Here is a 17,257-nt window from a genome sequence, read left to right on the forward strand (position 1 = left end):
CAAGGAGCTTCTGTGCCTGAGTCAAAATCGCGTCGCCATCCCACCAAAGGTCCGGCTCAAACGCCTTCTAGTAAGACACAGAAACCCAATGCCGTGTGGTTCCTTCCCGTCATGGTGACCTTGATGCTCGTAGGCTTATTCTGGATCATCACCTACTACATCTCGGACGGGAAGTTCCCCATCCCCAACATCCACAACTGGAACATCGCCATTGGCTTTGCCATTGCACTGGCCGGGTTCATGATGACCACCCGCTGGCGCAGCTAGCTTTCAGACTTTTTCTCTTCGCCCGGATCGCTTTGAATGTAGCGGCCACGGGGATCCTCTGCGGCACGGCCCGGTACGTCTCCGGCCGTGCCGTAGTCGGCTTCAACGAACCTTCCACGCTCACTCTCAAGCTCCGCTTCTTCGGTACCTGCCTGCCCGTAGTCACCTTCAACGTAGCGGCCTTCAGAATCCTCTGTGCTGTGCTCTGCCTCAGAACCGGCCTTGCCGTAGGAACCCTGCACGTAGCGCCCGTGGTTACCTTCCTGCTTTGACATGGTGCTGACCTACCTTTCATAGCACCAGCAGCTCTCGCCAGCTGGAGTGGGGGTGCCGCCTTTAGTCCAATTTTAGTCTTGTGTCGCAGTTCTGGACAGGGCAGCGCGGGCACTGCTCGAGCACACCCACGGAGTCTGAATCACTGCCCCCTACACAGACTTGTTCACAAACCTGTTCACAAACCTGTTCACAAAGAACAGCCAAGACACATCAAGGCCCCTGCCGGGGGATGGCAGGGTCTTGATGTTTCTCCTTACCGGCAGCCAGCTGGGGGACTTAGTTGCCGGCAGTCCTCTAGTGCTACGAAAGCACTAGAGAGTTCTTTGTTCACGCCGGCGGTTGGTGACAATAACGCCCACCCCGCCTGCCAGCAACAGCGTTCCAAGGCCAAGGAACCACAGCCCGGAGACGCCAATTGATGCCAGCGGCGGCGCAACCGGTGTCGGCGGCACCGTAGGGGTCACGGTCGGCGGCACCGTAGGCGGAACCACTGTGTGAGTAGTGCCGCACGTTGCCTAGGCCTACGGCGTTTGCCCCGCGCTCTCCATGCTCCGCGCGGCGGGAACTGCTGCCACACAGGATGTGGGCGGCACATCCGCCGATCCCAAGACCATGTTGGTGATGGTCTTACTCTCACTGCCCTCATTGACTTGGACTGTGTACGTCAGGGTTTGTGTTTCCCCTGCCGCCAATGTGCCCAGATCCCAGGAAAGCAGCTGGCCCTCAATGCTGGGGCTACCTTGTGTCTGCTGGAGATTGTCTACCAGGGAGGTTGCTGCCAGTACGCTCGAGAGGTCATCGCTGAGGACCGCATCATGTACAGGAACCTCTGAGGTGTTGACCGCAGTCAACGTATACGTGACCTTCTGGCCGATCTTGAGCTGTGAACCACTAACAAGGTCACTGCTCTTGCTGACGCTGAACTCTCCGTAGGAGCGCGTGATCGGGTTAGCCGCCGTCACTAATACCTTGGTGCCATCCGTCGGGACGGTGAAGGTTGAAAGCGTGGCACTTGCGAGTGGTTGAAATCGGGGTCTTTACGAGTAGTAAGAGTCGGTCAGTTGTTGAGGCTCTTCACCATTCATCAAAGAGGCTAGTTGTTCCCTGGATTGGATATCCAGCTTGATGAACGTCCGGTATAGGTGGCCTTCAATTGTGCGCAAAGAAACGTGGAGCCTGGTGGCAATGGAATTGTTAGATTCGCCTTGGGCAACCAAGAGCGCTATCTGGTGCTCCCGACGCGTCATCTTGGGGGCTTCGATGGCGTTGAACACCGGAGATACCAGCCCTGGCATCTGCTCGCGCATGGCCACCACCTTGCTGGCGGTCTTTCTGCTCCTGTGGACCTTGCCGCTGTCATGGAATTTGTTCAGAGCATGAGTTGCCAGTTCAACGGCAACCAGATCAAAACCGTACTTCATGGCCACGATGCTGGCCCGGTCTAGATCTGCCGGGTTTTGTGAACCCAAAGCATTGGACCATTCAAGGAAAAACTCCTTGCTTCCGGAATCCACCATTGCCGCAACTTCCGACAACCGGGGCACGGCAGTGCTGTCACCAACACGCATCAGCAGAGAGAGCACAGTCATCTCGATCCCCACCAAACCCCGCGTCCGGCATTCACGCTGCAGACTGCGCAACCTAGCAAGCCCCATTTCACGTTGCCCTGTCATGACCTGCGCGGCCGCCGCGTAGGCGGATGCTTCAAGCTCATGAAATTTTCCACTGCGGCGGTTCAGCAGCGCCAATTGCGAGAGTTGCTCTTGAGAACCTACCAAATCCCCTTGCATGACCAGGGAATAAGCCAACAGTCCTAACGCAGTGGGTAGTACCGACCATGGATCATAATCAGCCAATGCTACAGACGCAGACCGCAGGGCAGGCAGGGACTCTTCAAAATGGCCGCGCCGACAGGCCATCGTTGCGGCAGCAAGATCGCGCAGTCCTCCAGAAGCCAACATCAGATCTGTATTGACGAATATCTCCGGTTGCAAGGCCGCACGCACAAGGTCCCAGTCGCCGTCGTAGATGAGGGCGGCCACAGAACGGGTGTAGGCCAGCAAAGAAACATCGGGTCGGGGAAAGCCCTCGGGCCGCTCCAACTCCGCAAAAACCTCGCCAGCCAGTACCACGGCTTGACTCATTCTTCCCGTGGCACAGAAAACTTCAGCCAAAAGTGCCTTCAAAAGCACTCTGTCGCTGACGTTGTCAGTCAAGGGGTGTTGCTGGATTTCTTCGATAATGGTCTGGGCCGCCTCAACATTCCCAAGGGTCACATCCCGTTTGGCCATCACCATCAGGACATCAATCTGCGCCCGGGTGGTGGCCGTGTGCACGGAAACTATGCCAAAACGGTGTTGAAATTGCTCCAACACGCGGGTGACCTGCTCCTCATAGTCCAGTTCTGCAAAGTGACTCACGTGAACTGCTCTCAGGGCGCTGGCTGCTGCTTCCGGAGTAGTTGCCATCTCGAACGCGCGCCGGGCTTGGCTGCGGGCTTCCACTACTTGGTTTTGGTTCAACAGTGCCACGGCTTTTTCCGCCAACAGTGCCGCCACATATTCTGATTGAACCGGCATACTGCAAAATTGCAATGCCGCCGCTGGCCGCATCAGCTGATTGGCGAAAACCGCTGCTCTAAGGAGCTGGTCGTCTTCGATGGGAAGGCCACAATCCAGAGTCCACCGCGTGATGTTGGTAATTTCTAACGGCGAAGATTGATTCGTGATTGGCAGTGCTTTTGAAACTTCCTTCAGCAGTTGCCGACTGCGTCCGAGGGGAACCATGGCTCGAATGGATGCTGCCGTGGCTGGACGGGATAGCTGCATTCTCAAGACAGGGCCCGGGACAATAACCACCAGTTCACGCTGCTGAATGTCATCCACCGCTTGAACACTGGACAGCTCCAAAATTGTATCTAGTGGCAAAGTACCGGCCAACGCCAAAATATCAATGATCATGCGTGAATCGGCCGGCAAATGCGCCAGGTCCATCTGCATGAATTCCCAGGACTCTGAGCTCAGCTTGTCGCCGGGGTGGTCCAAAATCCACACACCGTTGACGTTGCGCAGCGAACCTTCTTCTTGGGCGCCTGCTATGAGCCCCTTGAGAACCAAAGCGTTTCCTGCCGAGCGGCTCGTTAAATAGTTGATGGCGGGACCGGCAATTTGTCCGCCGAGTTCTTTCTCGAGCATTTCGCGTACGTCGTCTGTTTGCAGCGGTCCCAGTTCGAATCGAATCAAGTGGCCGTCACGCCACAGCTCCCGCAACTGGCTGTTGTGGCTACCGTGTTGGTCGACCACAATGAGCTTCACTTCCGATGACATAACTACTTGCATGATGACGGCTGCACTTTGGCTATCCAGATACTCGGAATTATCGACCATCAAGAACACGCGCGTACAAGTCGCAGTTGCTGCGTGAATTTGCTCAAGCAGGCCATTGAGGACCTCATAGTAGTCACTACTGCGGACCGCGTTGGCACCCACCCGGGCGTTGACGGCTCCCAAAGGAATTGCGGCCAGGGCTTTGCTAGCGGAAAGTCTAATAGTGCTGGATTCCGGGCCAAGCTCATCCAGAATCTGGGCCAGCATCCAGGTTTTCCCTGCACCGCGGGCACCAACGATCAGCACCCCCCGTGAAGTGCTCTTCCTCAGCTGGAGAACAATATCCCCAGCCTTTGCGCGTCGGGCCACTCATCCCCATTTCATGCAGCACCAGCCCATCCGGCACTGCCATTTAGCGGCCCTATGACGGGCCGCGTACTACCTTGCTCCAGACCAAGACCAGAGACACTGCCCTTAGTCTAAGTACCCGGGATCCCATGTGTCGACGCGTCGCCTAAATTACGGCCGGAACCGTGAATTCTCGCAGACTAAGCGGGCCTTGTAAATAGCGGATCGTCCACTATCCCCAGAGTTCTCCACACTGTGGATAACTTTTTCCCACAACCCACAGGCTTATCCACCAACGTGGACAACTTCTTCGAACTATCCACAAGCTGTTTTCGAAACCTGGGTTATCCATAGTTGTTCACAAAGTTATCCACAGAAGTGGATAACTTTCTGCTGATTTTGACCAGACAAGCCCTGAACGCTGTCAGAAAAGTAATCCACAGCTGTGGAATGACATGTGTGTAACTTATATCCAATGTGGATAACCGTGGGGATAACCTTATGTTCTAGAGCTTCAAAGATACTCGAACTACAGCTCTGTAAGTTATGCCCACGTGTGGACATCTATGTGGATAACTGTGGATACGTGCGACGATAGGGCTATGGAACTACCTGATCCCTTCGATATGCACAGAGTTTTCCCACAGCGTCTCTCACAAGAATCGATCGATGAATATCGCAGGCTCAGTGCAGAACAAGCTGGCTCGGTGGCCATTATCAGCACCCGACTCCGTAACCGTGACCATGCAGCGACAGTGAGCGCTTACCTGTCAGTGTCCTATGACCCTCCGACATTGTTGGTCAGCCTCTACGCCGAATCCCGGATTGCCTTGGCGGTTGCCGAATCAGGATCCTGGGCTTTGTCCCTGTTAACCGCAGAACAGAAGTCACAGGCGAATTGGCTGGCCAGTCCGGGCACGCCAATAGAGGGACTGTTGAACCAGATTGATTTCAGGCGTGGGCCTGTCACGGGCAACGCCATTATGGCAGGGGCTTTGGCCTGCTTTGAAGTGGAAACGACGGCCATCCATGAGGCTGCGACGCACCTGCTGGTGGTAGGAAATATCGTCTCCATGGGGGAAGACGCTCAGTGGGCCCGGGAGTTGTCACCGTTGATCCACTACGGCGGAGACTACCGCCGGCTCAAGCCCTAGCGCAGCCGAGGTGCCCAACCCGGCTGCTCGGCACGCAAGCAGCTCAGTGCAGGGCGGGCCGCGCGCCGTCGAACGTTAGCTGACGAGGGTGAAGGCGGGGAAGGTGGATACCTTGTACACGGTCAGGGCAAGAAGTATTACTGTCACCGCGGCAATTCCGCCCCACTGCACCAGATTGCGGTTCTTCGCGGGGGCGTAGGCAATGGCTGCGGTGCAGAGTGCGCCGGCGATCAAACCACCCAAGTGGGCCTGCCAGGCAATGTTGGGGATGATGAATCCAATGGCTGCGTTGATGGCCAGCAGCACAAGGATTTGGCGCAGATCTCCGCCGCGCTTTTTCTGCACCACGAACAGGGCGCCGAACAAACCGAAGACGGCGCCGGAAGCACCCACAACCACAGTGTCGATGGGCGAAAGCAAGAGGACACCCACGGATCCTGCGAACGCGCTCACCAGGTAGACGGCGAGAAAACGTACTCGGCCAAAGGCAGGTTCTAGGGCGTTACCCAAAATCCACAGTGCATACATGTTGAAGGCGATGTGCATCAGGTTTGTTGAGTGCAAGAAGGCTGATGTCACCATCCGCCACGGTTCCGTTTCCGTGAAGAACGGGGCGTAGGCGAAGTTCTGGAAAATGAAGTCCTTGGGAATCGCCAGATCCAAGGCGTACATGGCTACACAAATGGCCATCATGGTGATGGTCACGGCGGGCCTTCCGGCACGGGCCACGCCACCAAAAATAGTTCTGCGGGACGGGACAGACTTCGCTGCCACCTTGACACAGTCCAGGCATTGGATCCCCACAGCAGCACTGCGCTGACAGTCCGGGCACGCCGGCCGCCCGCACCGCTGACAGCTCACATAGGAAACCCGATCGGGGTGCCGTGGACAGACGGGGGCGCCAGTGGAGGATTCCGGGACCGGATAGGCAGAACTCATGAAACAGATCCTAATAAGAGATATATAAGGAAGGCTTTGGTTGCCGGACGCCCATGAAGGCGACCGGCAACCAAAGCCAGAAGGGGTAAACGCTGTTTAGAGCTCTACAACGGTGACGGAGTTGATGACAACGTCTTCGCGCGGCTTGTCGCCCGCACCGGTTGCAACGCCTTCAATGGCGTCAACAACAGCCTTGGAGGCCTCGTCTGTGACGTCACCGAAGATGGTGTGCTTGCCCTGGAGCCAGCTGGTGTTCACGGTGGTGATGAAGAACTGTGAACCGTTGGTGCCGCGGCCGCCCTGGGTGCCGGCGTTAGCCATGGCGAACTTGTAGGGCTCGTTGAAGTTCAGGTCGGGGTTGATCTCGTCGTCGAACTGGTAGCCCGGTCCGCCAATGCCGCGACCCAAGGGATCGCCAGCCTGGATCATGAAGTCCTTGATGATGCGGTGGAAGATGGTGCCGTTGTACAACGGGGCGTTGGTCTTCTCGCCGGTGCCCGGGTGCGTCCATTCAATGGCGCCCGTAGCCAGGCCAACGAAGTTTGCCACGGTCTTGGGAGCGTGGTTTCCAAAGAGGTTTACCTCAATGTCGCCAAGGCTCGTGCTGATAGTTGCTTTTGCGGTTGGGATAGCAGTCATGGCGTTAGTCTGTCATGTGAAAATGGGAAATTTCTGTCAAGACACAAGCATTCCGCGCCCGGCGAACTGTTAGGTGATGGCAACAGGGCCTCGCTAGACGTAGGCTAAATCATGAAACTGCTGACATCTGGAGGAAACGTGAAGAAGGTCGACCGCTTTACCCAAGGATTGGAAGATTCATTGAACACCAGCGTAGATACTGCCCGCGATTGGGCTGCGCCGCATGTAGAAACCGCCAAGGACTGGACCGCTCCCCGCGTTGAGGCGGCTCTTAATTGGGCTGTTCCCCGCATTGAAAAAGGTATTGAACAGGCGTCCCCCATTGTTCAGGACGGTTTACGCAAGGCTGCCCAGTACACTGCCGACGGCGTTGCGGCCGTGACCCCGAAACTTCAGGAGGGCCTGGAAAAGTTGGCACCTAGGATTTCAGATGCTGTTGATGAAGCCACCCCGCACCTTCATGAAACCTTGGAGAAGGCTGCTCCGGCCATCACCAGCGCCAAGGACAAGGTAGTGGATGATTTCTTCCCACTCGTGTCGGACAAGCTGGGCGAGGCCGCCCACGCCGTCGAAGTTGCCCTCGAAAAGTCCAAGGTTGCGCATCAGCTCGAGATTGCTGCGGCCAAGCTGACTGGTAACAAGAAGGCTTTGGCTCAGGCTGAAAAAGCTGCTGCCGAGGCTGCCAAGAAGTTTGCCGCTGAGATGAGCAAGGCCGCCAAGAAAGAGAAGCGCAAGGGTCGTGGCTGGATTGTCGTGGGCGTAGTTGTTGCCGCCACTGCCGCTGGTGTTGCTGCGTGGAAGGCGTCCAAGCCGGTGGCCGATCCCTGGCAGACGCCGGCTCCTGTTACCCCCGCGGCTACTCCCGCCGCCCCTGTTGCCACGCCGGCTCCCGTTGCTGTGCCGGCTCCCGTTCCCGCGGACGACGCCGTATCCTCCAAGGCTGCCGACGTCGCCGACGCCGACGCCGTGGGTGAGAAAGCCAAAGACGTGGTTGAGGGCGCTTCCGAGAAGGTCGCCGACACTGTGGACTCCGCCAAGGAAAATCTGGGCGAGGCTGCCACCGATGCCAAGGATGCAGCCGTGAAGGCCAAGGACGCCGCTGTGGCTGCTGCCAACGACGCAACTCCGAAGCCGAGGGACCCCAAGCACTAAGTGCTAGTGACTGAGCCCTAGGCACAGCGCTAAGCAGAATAAGCAGGAGGACCGGGAGCATTAGCTCCCGGTCCTCCTGCGTCTATCGGCACCCTGTGAATCCAGTTGCCTCGGGCCCTGTTAGGGGAGACCTTTGCCAGTCCTATTTCTTGAGTCCGCTGCGTCCCTGGCGTAGGACCACCACGGCCAGGCCGGCCAGAATCAGTGCCAGTCCGGCGTACGTGCCAGGAGGCAATTGCTGCCCGAGGAAGAATCCGGCCAGCAATGCCGCCCCGGGGATCTCGACCAAAATCATCATGGACACCACCAGCGGGGAAATCGTGGCCAAGAGGTAGTTGAAGATGGTGTGCCCAAAAAGCTGAGCGGCCACTGTCACCCCAACAATGCCCCACCAGGCCTCCGGTGGAAAGTTGAGCAAGGGTTGGCGGAAGATCAGGCACATGACTAGCAGGATCAGCGAACACAGTCCGTAGCAAAGACTCGTGTAGACGCCCGTGGAAAGAGTTTTACGGGCCTTTGAGCCAGCCAAGGTGTAAATGGCGGCAAGCACCCCACCCACCACCGCTAAGAGGTCTCCCACGAGCGCTTCGCGGGAAACACCCATATCGAAACCCGTAATGACCACTACACCCAGCAGCGCCGTTCCTAAGCCCAGCAGAACCGGTCTGGCTGGCTTAGAGCCCCTGAGCCACTGAAACAACGCGATCCATGCGGCCTGCAGACACACGAGAGCTGTCGCGGCCGCAACGCTGGTGAGTTTCACGGAGGTCACAAAGCAGGCGAAGTGCAGGGCCAAGGCTGTTGCCGCTATGGCGGTGTATTTGATTTCCATCCGTGTCAGGGATGCAAGAAATCGAGGACTTTTCAGCAGTACAGGTGTGCCCAACACCAATGCTCCGAATACATTGCGCCAGAGCGCAATAGTCAGTGCCGGGGCCATGGTGGCTGCCATGATGGGGCCGGATGCTGAAACACCCAAGATGCCCACAACGGCCAGAAAAAAGATCACTGCCCAAGCCTAGGCCACTGGAGTTGAGCTGTTCTCCAGATAAAAAAACAACCCCGGTCAAGTGACCGGGGTTGTTTCTCATGGTGGAGGCACGGGGACTCGAACCCCGAACCCCCTGCTTGCAAAGCAGGTGCGCTACCAATTGCGCCATGCCCCCATGAGGCTGATTCAGTATATATGAAACTTGGCGAAAAAATTCAATCGATTGAATCAGTTGCCTTGCTCCATGTTGTCTTCACAACGTTGGATTCCCGCCGCTTCTTGTTGAGGAAAATTGCAGCACCCAAAGCCGCGATCAAGATCAGCAACTTCTTCACTACACACCATCCTTGCCAAGAACCGATTGGTTCCGTGGGCGTACCTGGACTTGAACCAGGGACCTCTTCGTTATCAGCGAAGCGCTCTAACCGCCTGAGCTATACGCCCTTCTTAGCCCTCATCGGGCCGAGATAAAACTTTACCCCACACATTCCCAAAGTCCAAAATCGGCGGGTCCAAAGGTTTCTACGAACCCGCCGATTTTGAATAATGGACGCAAATGTCAAGGACTTTTAGCCAAAATCCGTGATTTTTTGCTTCTTAGTCATCCGTCAGGGTGACACCAATGCCGCCCACCAAGGTGGCCGAGATGTTGTAGAGCACGGCCGAAAGCACCGAAAGTGTGGTTAACAACACAACATTGACCACGGCAACAATCGTGGAGAAGGAGGCTACCTGTCCCAGCGAAACAATGGTCAGCAGGTCGAAGGGAACCCCTCCCTCCTTGCCTTGAATCTCGTTAATGAAGGCATTGACCGTTTCAAAGAGGCCCATTGTGTCCAGCAGTGACCACAGCACAATCGCGGCAACCACAGTCACAATGCCCAGCGCTACCGACAGCAAGAACGCCATCTTCAGCACTGACCACGGATCAACCTTGCTAACCAGCAGGCGCGCACGCCGCGCTTTGGCCTTAGGCGCGGGCTTCACCAGCGCCGGAGGCGTTTTGGGCGCCGGCGTCTTGGGTGCCGGCGTCTTGGATGCCGGGCGCTTCGCCGTGGCCGCTCCTGCCGCCGGAGCGCTGGTGGGGCGCTGTGCGGGACGCTGTGCGGGGCGGGCAGGTGCACCTACCCTGGGTGCGGAACCGGGCCGCGGAATCGGGTTGTTGGTGCTCAATCGGTACCTCCAGTTGATCCGTCTTGACCCGTTAACGGTACTTCATCAATCTGTTGGTTTCCCTCGGAATCACTGTTAGAAGTGGTCTCGGGGCTTTGCGGAGCTTCAATTTCCGACAATTCTTCATCGTCGTCAAGGCCCCGCTCGCTATTGCGCGCAACCTCAATGATCTTGTCGTTCTTGTCGGGTTTAGCGAAGATAACGCCCATGGTGTCGCGTCCCTTGGCGGGCACCTCGGACACGTTGGAGCGAACCACCTTTCCGCCACTCATCACCACCAGAACCTCGTCATCCTCTTGGACAATCAAGGCCCCGACCAGGTCTCCACGGTCTTCCACGAGCTTGGCAACCTTGATTCCCAGGCCGCCTCGTCCCTGCAAGCGGTACTCTTCAACGGCCGTGCGCTTGGCGTAGCCGCCTTCTGTGACAATGAACACAAAGGAATCGTCAGTAACGACGTTGGCAGCCAGTAGCTCATCGAAGTCACGGAACTTCATACCCGTGACACCCGAGGTGGCCCGACCCATGGGCCGAAGGGCCTCGTTGGTGGCCGTGAACCTGATGGACTGTCCCTTGCGGGAAACCAGCAACAAGTCATCAGAATCAGAAACCAGCTGAGCGGAGACGAGTTCGTCGCCGTCGCGCAGGTTGATGGCAATGACGCCGGCAGAGCGGTTGGTGTCGTAGTCCTCAAGTGAAGTCTTTTTAACCAGTCCATTCTTCGTGGCCAACACCAGGTAGGGAGACTGCTGGTAGTCCTTGAGCTCCATGACCTGGGCGATCTTCTCGTCGGGCTGGAACGCCAACAGGTTCGCGACGTGCTGGCCCTTGGCATCACGACCTGCCTCGGCAAGTTCATAGGCCTTAGCCCGGTACACGCGGCCCAAGTTAGTGAAGAACAGCAGCCAGTGGTGTGTGGTCGTGACAAAGAAATGTTCGACGACGTCGTCCCCACGCAGTTGCGCGCCCTTGACACCCTTGCCGCCGCGGTGCTGTGTGCGGTAGTTATCGCTACGGGTGCGCTTGACATAACCACCGCGGGTGATGGTGACAACCATTTCTTCTTCAGGGATGAGGTCTTCCATGCTCATGTTGGGGTCGTAACCCATCATGATCTCGGTACGACGATCGTCACCAAAGCGGGCGGTGATCTCAGCGAGTTCTTCGCTGACGATGCCGCGCTGAACTTCCGGATCTGCCAGGATGCGGTTGAACTCTGTGATCATGGTTTCCAGGACGTTGAAGCGGTCCGTGATCTTCTGGTGCTCCAAGGCAGCCAAACGTCGCAGCTGCATGTCCAAAATGGCCTTGGCCTGGATCTCATCGATGTCGAGCAACTCGATCAGCCCGTCACGGGCTTCTTCGGTAGTGCTGGAACGACGAATCAGCGCAATGACCGCATCCAGAGCATCTAACGCTTTCAGCAGTGCACGCTGAATATGAGCTTCTTCTTCAGCCTTGCGCAGACGGAAACGGGTACGCCGAACGATGACATCCATCTGGTGCGTGACCCAGTGGCGAATGAACGCATCCAGCGGAAGAGTGCGGGGGACACCGTCCACAATCGCCAACATGTTGGCGCTGAAGTTTTCCTGCAGCTGAGTGTGCTTGTACAGGTTATTCAAAACAACCTTGGCAACCGCGTCACGCTTGAGGACAATGACCAAGCGCTGACCGGTACGGCCCGAGGTTTCATCGCGCATATCGGCGATGCCAGAAATCTTGCCGTCCTTGACCAGGTCAGCGATCTTTATGGCTAGGTTGTCCGGGTTTGCCTGGAACGGCAGCTCGGTAACAACCAAGCAGGTGCGACCCTGAATTTCCTCAACGTTGACAACGGCACGCATGGTGATGGAACCGCGTCCGGTGCGGTAGGCATCCTCGATACCCTTGCGGCCCAGGATTTGAGCGCCTGTCGGGAAATCGGGTCCCTTGATGCGTTCAATGAGCGCCTCAAGAAGTTCCTCACGGCTTACCGTCGGGTTTGCCAGGTACCACTGCACACCCTCGGCAACCTCACGTAGGTTGTGGGGCGGAATGTTGGTGGCCATACCCACGGCGATACCGGAGGAACCATTCACCAGCAGGTTGGGGAAACGTGCGGGCAGAATCGTGGGCTCTTGATTCTTACCGTCGTAGTTGTCCTGGAAATCGACTGTTTCTTCGTCGATGTCTCGAACCATTTCCATGGCCAGCGGGGCCATTTTTGTTTCCGTGTATCGAGGTGCGGCCGCGCCATCGTTACCGGGAGAACCAAAGTTTCCCTGCCCCAGGGCCAAGGGGTAACGCATGGTCCAGTCTTGAATCAAACGCACCAAGGCATCATAAATGGAACTGTCACCGTGGGGGTGGTATTGGCCCATAACTTCACCAACAACGCGGGCACACTTGTTGAAGGAGCGCTCGGGGCGGTAACCGCCGTCGAACATGGCGTACAGCACGCGGCGGTGCACAGGCTTCAGTCCGTCACGGACGTCAGGAAGTGCACGGCCCACAATGACGGCCATGGCGTAGTCCAAGTAGGAGCGTTTCATCTCCTGCTGGAGATCAATTTGTTCTACTTTGTCATGCAGCAGATTGCCTTCGAGGATCTCTGCACTGGTGTCTTCCACCGTGGGTTCCTGCGGATTCTGCGGTGTTTCTTCGCTCATAATCTTATGTATTCCATTCGCGATATATGTCGGGTTGTCTCTATAACTAGCGGGCTATACCTAGCCCGGGCTAGATGTCGAGGAACCTGACATCCTTGGCGTTTTGTTGAATGAAGTTACGTCGGGATTCCACGTCTTCACCCATGAGGGTGGAGAAAACCTGGTCAACCTCTGCCGCGTCCTCCATAGTGACCTGCAGGAGAGTGCGGTGGGCCGGATCCATGGTGGTGTCCCACAATTCCGAGTAGTCCATCTCGCCCAGACCCTTGTAGCGCTGGATACCGTTGTCCTTGGGGATACGACGCCCGGCTGCAGCGCCAGAGGCAAGAGCCGCGTCGCGTTCCTTGTCGCTGAACACATAGTCGTGGGGCGCATTGGACCACTTGATCCGGTACAGCGGCGGCTGAGCCAAGTACACATAGCCGTTTTCAATGAGCGGGCGCATGTAACGGAACAGCAGCGTCAGCAACAAGGTAGTGATGTGTTGGCCATCAACATCGGCATCGGCCATCAACACGATCTTGTGGTACCGAGCCTTGTTGACATCGAAGTCCTCGCCAATGCCTGCACCAAACGCGGTGATCATGGCCTGAACTTCGGCGTTTCCCAATGCCCGGTCCAAGCGTGCACGTTCGACGTTGAGGATCTTTCCACGCAGGGGCAAAATTGCTTGCGTTGTTGGGTTGCGTCCGCGCACGGCGGAGCCGCCTGCAGAGTCACCCTCCACGATGTAAATTTCCGACAACGCCGGGTCCTTGGACTGGCAGTCCTTGAGCTTTCCTGGCATTCCACCGGATTCAAGCAGACCCTTACGGCGTGTGCTTTCGCGGGCCTTGCGGGCAGCCAACCTGGCCATGGAGGCCTGGATTGACTTGCGAATCACGTCGCGGGCCGGGCCCGGGTTACGCTCGAGCCAATCGCCGAGTCCGTCGGTGACTACACGCTGAACGAATCCCTTGACTTCCGAGTTACCGAGCTTAGTTTTGGTCTGACCCTCAAACTGGGGTTCGGAGAGCTTCACGGAAATAACGGCTGTGAGGCCTTCACGGATGTCATCACCGGTGAGGTTGTCGTCCTTTTCCTTGATGATGCTCTTCTCACGCGCATAGCGATTGATCAGAGACGTCATAGCCGCCCGGAAACCTTCCTCATGCGTTCCACCTTCATGCGTGTTGATGGTGTTGGCATAAGTGTGGACGCTCTCGGAGAAGGATGTGGTCCACTGCATGGCGATTTCCACGGCCATGCTCCGACCTGCATCCTCAGTTTCAAAAGCGATGACGTCCTCATGAACGGGCTCGTACTTCTTTGAGGTGTTCAAATGCTTGACGTAGTCAAGCAGTCCATCTTTGTACTGGTAAATCACAACCCGTTTGCCGGTGGCAAGGTCTTTACCCTCGGGGATTGCGTCTAGATCCACTTCGTCATCATCGGAGCTAGCAACCACGCGCTCGTCGGAGAGCGTGATCTTCAGGCCCTTGTTGAGGAAGGCCATCTGCTGGAAGCGCGCACGAAGAGTCTCGAATTCAAACTCCACCGATTCAAAGATGGTGGGGTCCGGGTAGAACGTCTGGGTGGTCCCTGTCTCGGTGGTGGTTTCACCCTTGACCAGGGTGCCCTGCGGCTTGCCGCCGTCGGCAAAACTCATCCGCCAGACAAAGCCTTGTCGTCGAATCTCAGTATCAACCTTGCGGGAAAGGGCGTTAACGACGGAGATACCCACGCCGTGCAGACCGCCAGAAACCGCGTAACCCCCGCCACCGAATTTACCCCCGGCGTGCAGGATGGTCATGACCACTTCAACCGTCGGCTTACCCTCAGTGGGGTGAATATCGACGGGAATACCACGCCCGTTGTCTACTACTTTGACGCCACCCTCGGCGGTCAAGGTGATCTCGATGTGGTCGCAGTAGCCGGCCAGGGCCTCATCCACAGAGTTGTCAACAACTTCATAGACCAAATGATGCAGACCACGCATGCCCGTGGAGCCAATGTACATACCGGGACGTTTACGGACGGCTGCCAAGCCCTCCAAAACAGTGATGTCGCTGGCATCGTAGTGGCTAGTATCGGCTGGCGCGGACGGTGTTGCGGTGTTCACTTCCGCGCTTGGCTCCGTGCTATCCGGCTCTGGATTCACGGCACTATCCGAATTGTTCGTCGTCACAGGCGCGTTCGACCCCTTTAATTGTTCAGCTCGGTTGCCAACCTCGGGGACGGGCAGACTGGCGTCTCCCGTGCTTTGACCTCGTTGAAGGCAGATAAATACCGCTCCCAACGAAAACCTGAAACCTTATCACAGCGCCGCGGAGAGACGGTTATAGTCAGATTCTACCTTGTGACGGACCCATATGGCGTCTCAACCTGCCCTGAAAGCCGAGAAAACCGGCTTAGAACGGAATCGATTGGCTTTCTTTAAGGGGATGTACGGCCCTTGGGGTTTGAAACGCCCTACAGCGCCTTGGCAAGTTTTCCCACTTCGGGTGCTTCTACCCGTAAGTGTCTCTGGGCCCACGTCCCTTGACATGCCGAAATCCCTTGCGCCAACTCGGTGCAGCCGGTCCCAAAACCATAATCTTGCTGACCACCCCATGTCCCAGTTCTTCATCAAATTTTGCCAGCAGTGATGATGAGAGGAGCCGCAGCTGAGTTGCCCAGCTGGTGGAGTCACATCTGACATGTAATGTGGTGGCCTCAAAGCTTTCAGGCCTGCAATGCCCTGCAATCTCAGGACCTACCAAAGCATCCCATTGAGCCATCACGGAACCAACTGCTAGAGGAGAACTCCAGCCTCGATCCGAGACGAGCCGGCTGACAACATTTCCCAGTCCTTGGGGATCCCTGCCACCACCGTATTTGGCATCCATAAATGGTTTGCGTTTATTCTTCGGCGTGGTTTTCTCGCCTAAACGGTTCCTGGCAATCCGCAGTTCACCACGACTTTTCGCTATGGTCCGCATGCGGTTGAGGGCTGCCTGGGCTGCATCCACTTCAGTGGCATGATCATGTGCGGCAGCTTCACGGCTGCCCTTCTTTCCGGTTGGATCGTTTGCAGATTTTTCCGCAGACGTCTCACTCATCGAAAATCACGCCGCCGGGAATGACCTGAATGGTAGACCCTGACAATTCTTCGGGGATGTCTTCTCCCACGGCGGCTGTCACCAAAACCTGCTCGGCAGCTCCTACCATGAGTGCCAATTTGCGGCGCCGTTGGGCATCCAACTCGGCAAAAACATCGTCAAGGATCAAAATTGGCTGATTACCTGCCACATGTTTGTCCTCATCCAACACATGGAAAGAAGCCAAACGCAGTGCTAAGGCAATGGACCACGATTCTCCGTGCGAGGCATAGCCTCTGGCCGGGGCGTTGCCCAACAGCAGATCCAATTCATCCCGGTGCGGTCCCACCAGCGACATTCCGCGTTCCAGTTCTCGGGTTCGGGATGCCACGAGCTCAGCGCGGTACCTTTCGGCGAGTTCCTCAAGCGTGCACAGGGAAAGATCCTCCCCATCAGGGATCTCCGGAAGCACCCCACCACTTGGTTCTCCGAAAGGATCGGAGGAGACGCCGTCGGACATGTCCTGATATCCCGATTCCTGCGGCTCAGTAGGAACTTCTTGGTCCAAATTACTGCGATACAGCGCACGCAATATTTTGGAACCGTCGGTGAGCTGTGCATAAGCCTCAGCCATATGGGGGCGCAGACGGTTGAGCAGGTCAAGACGCGCCAAGAGCAGCTGGGCTGCGGCCATAGCCATGTGCTGGTCCCAAACGTCTAGCGTCGCGAGGTGAGATTCTGACACCCCGGACCGAGAAAAATGTTGCGACCGGGCAGACTTCAGTAAGGCGTTGCGCTGTTTGAGTACACGATCGTAGTCGCTGCGGGTCCCCGCGTGTTTGGGCATAAGCACCACCAACAGATCATCCAAGAACCGGCGACGGTTTCCAGGATCACCCTTGACGAGAGCTAAGTCCTCGGGAGCAAAAAGTACCGTCCGACAAAGACCCAGAATGTCGCGAGCTCGGACAGGATTTGCCCGGTTGATGCGTGCCCGATTGGCGCGAGTCGCGTTAATTTCGACCTCGACCATAACTTTTTGTTCGCCCCGCACCAGCTGAGCACGGATGAGAGCCACCTCGGTACCAAAACGCAGTAGCGGACCATCCTGGCTCACCCGGTGAGAGGAGAGCGTGGCCAAATAGCCGATCGCTTCTACGAGATTGGTTTTACCCAAACCATTTGAACCAACCAGGACAGTCACTCCTGGCGTCAGTGTCAGGTCAACCTGCGCATAACTACGAAAATCGGTCAGAGAAAGGTGTTCAAGATACATGGAAAG

At 56.9% G+C, this 17,257-nt stretch carries 16 protein-coding genes and 2 tRNA genes; 3 read left to right on the top strand and 15 right to left on the bottom strand.

Annotated elements, in window-relative coordinates:
- Nucleotides 1-12: 12 nt before the first annotated feature.
- Nucleotides 13-267, top strand: coding sequence for a cell division protein CrgA (locus tag AB0O97_RS14755; RefSeq protein WP_363883704.1), 255 nt, complete (start codon nucleotides 13-15; stop codon nucleotides 265-267).
- Here the strand turns inward: AB0O97_RS14755 and AB0O97_RS14760 are convergent.
- The 4 genes from AB0O97_RS14760 to AB0O97_RS14775 form a co-directional block, all read right to left on the bottom strand.
- On the bottom strand, nucleotides 264-542 hold the full coding sequence (locus AB0O97_RS14760) for a hypothetical protein (protein WP_363844260.1): 279 nt from the start codon (nucleotides 540-542) through the stop codon (nucleotides 264-266). The two genes, AB0O97_RS14755 and AB0O97_RS14760, sit on opposite strands and share 4 nt — an antisense overlap.
- Nucleotides 543-854: 312 nt before the next feature.
- Nucleotides 855-1,007: a hypothetical protein gene (locus AB0O97_RS14765; protein ID WP_363883706.1), complete on the bottom strand. Its 153-nt coding sequence runs from the start codon at nucleotides 1,005-1,007 to the stop codon at nucleotides 855-857.
- A gap of 57 nt (nucleotides 1,008-1,064) precedes the next feature.
- A complete protein-coding gene (locus AB0O97_RS14770) occupies nucleotides 1,065-1,505 on the bottom strand; it encodes an isopeptide-forming domain-containing fimbrial protein (protein ID WP_363883708.1) in 441 nt (146 codons plus the stop codon).
- Nucleotides 1,506-1,580: 75 nt separating this feature from the next.
- Nucleotides 1,581-4,238, bottom strand: a complete 2,658-nt coding sequence (locus AB0O97_RS14775) for a LuxR C-terminal-related transcriptional regulator (RefSeq protein ID WP_363883710.1) — start codon at nucleotides 4,236-4,238, stop codon at nucleotides 1,581-1,583.
- Nucleotides 4,239-4,819: 581 nt separating this feature from the next.
- On the opposite strand from AB0O97_RS14775, the gene AB0O97_RS14780 reads away from it, so the two are divergent.
- Entirely contained in the window at nucleotides 4,820-5,371 is a 552-nt protein-coding gene (locus tag AB0O97_RS14780) for a flavin reductase family protein (protein WP_363844254.1), read from the top strand.
- Between the two features lie 75 nt (nucleotides 5,372-5,446).
- On the opposite strand, the gene AB0O97_RS14785 is transcribed toward AB0O97_RS14780, so the two are convergent.
- The gene (locus tag AB0O97_RS14785) at nucleotides 5,447-6,310 is read right to left on the bottom strand and encodes a rhomboid family intramembrane serine protease (protein ID WP_363883712.1); all 864 of its coding nucleotides are present in this window, start codon (nucleotides 6,308-6,310) and stop codon (nucleotides 5,447-5,449) included.
- 96 nt (nucleotides 6,311-6,406) lie between these two features.
- The gene (locus tag AB0O97_RS14790) at nucleotides 6,407-6,949 is read right to left on the bottom strand and encodes a peptidylprolyl isomerase (protein WP_363844248.1); all 543 of its coding nucleotides are present in this window, start codon (nucleotides 6,947-6,949) and stop codon (nucleotides 6,407-6,409) included.
- A 111-nt stretch (nucleotides 6,950-7,060) separates the two neighbouring features.
- On the opposite strand from AB0O97_RS14790, the gene AB0O97_RS14795 reads away from it, so the two are divergent.
- The gene (locus tag AB0O97_RS14795; protein ID WP_363844245.1) at nucleotides 7,061-8,101 is read left to right on the top strand and encodes a hypothetical protein; all 1,041 of its coding nucleotides are present in this window, start codon (nucleotides 7,061-7,063) and stop codon (nucleotides 8,099-8,101) included.
- Nucleotides 8,102-8,243: 142 nt separating this feature from the next.
- Here AB0O97_RS14795 and AB0O97_RS14800 read toward each other — a convergent pair whose 3' ends face one another.
- From AB0O97_RS14800 to recF, 9 genes are all read right to left on the bottom strand, one after another.
- Nucleotides 8,244-9,110: a DMT family transporter gene (locus AB0O97_RS14800; RefSeq protein WP_363883714.1), complete on the bottom strand. Its 867-nt coding sequence runs from the start codon at nucleotides 9,108-9,110 to the stop codon at nucleotides 8,244-8,246.
- Nucleotides 9,111-9,191: 81 nt separating this feature from the next.
- Nucleotides 9,192-9,267 (bottom strand) — tRNA-Ala (locus AB0O97_RS14805).
- A 40-nt stretch (nucleotides 9,268-9,307) separates the two neighbouring features.
- Nucleotides 9,308-9,427, bottom strand: coding sequence for a DLW-39 family protein (locus tag AB0O97_RS14810; protein WP_363844240.1), 120 nt, complete (start codon nucleotides 9,425-9,427; stop codon nucleotides 9,308-9,310).
- Nucleotides 9,428-9,462: 35 nt separating this feature from the next.
- Nucleotides 9,463-9,536: transfer RNA gene (locus AB0O97_RS14815), tRNA-Ile, on the bottom strand.
- 153 nt (nucleotides 9,537-9,689) lie between these two features.
- Nucleotides 9,690-10,265: a DUF3566 domain-containing protein gene (locus AB0O97_RS14820; RefSeq protein WP_363883716.1), complete on the bottom strand. Its 576-nt coding sequence runs from the start codon at nucleotides 10,263-10,265 to the stop codon at nucleotides 9,690-9,692.
- Nucleotides 10,262-12,916, bottom strand: a complete 2,655-nt coding sequence (gene gyrA, locus AB0O97_RS14825) for a DNA gyrase subunit A (RefSeq protein ID WP_363883718.1) — start codon at nucleotides 12,914-12,916, stop codon at nucleotides 10,262-10,264. The genes AB0O97_RS14820 and gyrA overlap by 4 nt, the downstream gene beginning before the upstream one ends.
- 70 nt (nucleotides 12,917-12,986) lie before the next feature.
- Nucleotides 12,987-15,017 (bottom strand): DNA topoisomerase (ATP-hydrolyzing) subunit B, encoded by a 2,031-nt coding sequence (gene gyrB / locus AB0O97_RS14830; RefSeq protein WP_363844231.1) that lies wholly within the window; start codon nucleotides 15,015-15,017, stop codon nucleotides 12,987-12,989.
- 388 nt (nucleotides 15,018-15,405) lie between these two features.
- Nucleotides 15,406-15,996: a DciA family protein gene (locus AB0O97_RS14835; RefSeq protein ID WP_363883720.1), complete on the bottom strand. Its 591-nt coding sequence runs from the start codon at nucleotides 15,994-15,996 to the stop codon at nucleotides 15,406-15,408.
- A complete protein-coding gene (gene recF / locus AB0O97_RS14840; RefSeq protein WP_363883722.1) occupies nucleotides 15,989-17,251 on the bottom strand; it encodes a DNA replication/repair protein RecF in 1,263 nt (420 codons plus the stop codon). The genes AB0O97_RS14835 and recF overlap by 8 nt, the downstream gene beginning before the upstream one ends.
- Nucleotides 17,252-17,257 lie beyond the last annotated feature (6 nt).

This window comes from Specibacter sp. NPDC078692 (genome assembly GCF_040686835.1).
GTDB lineage: Bacteria > Actinomycetota > Actinomycetes > Actinomycetales > Micrococcaceae > Specibacter.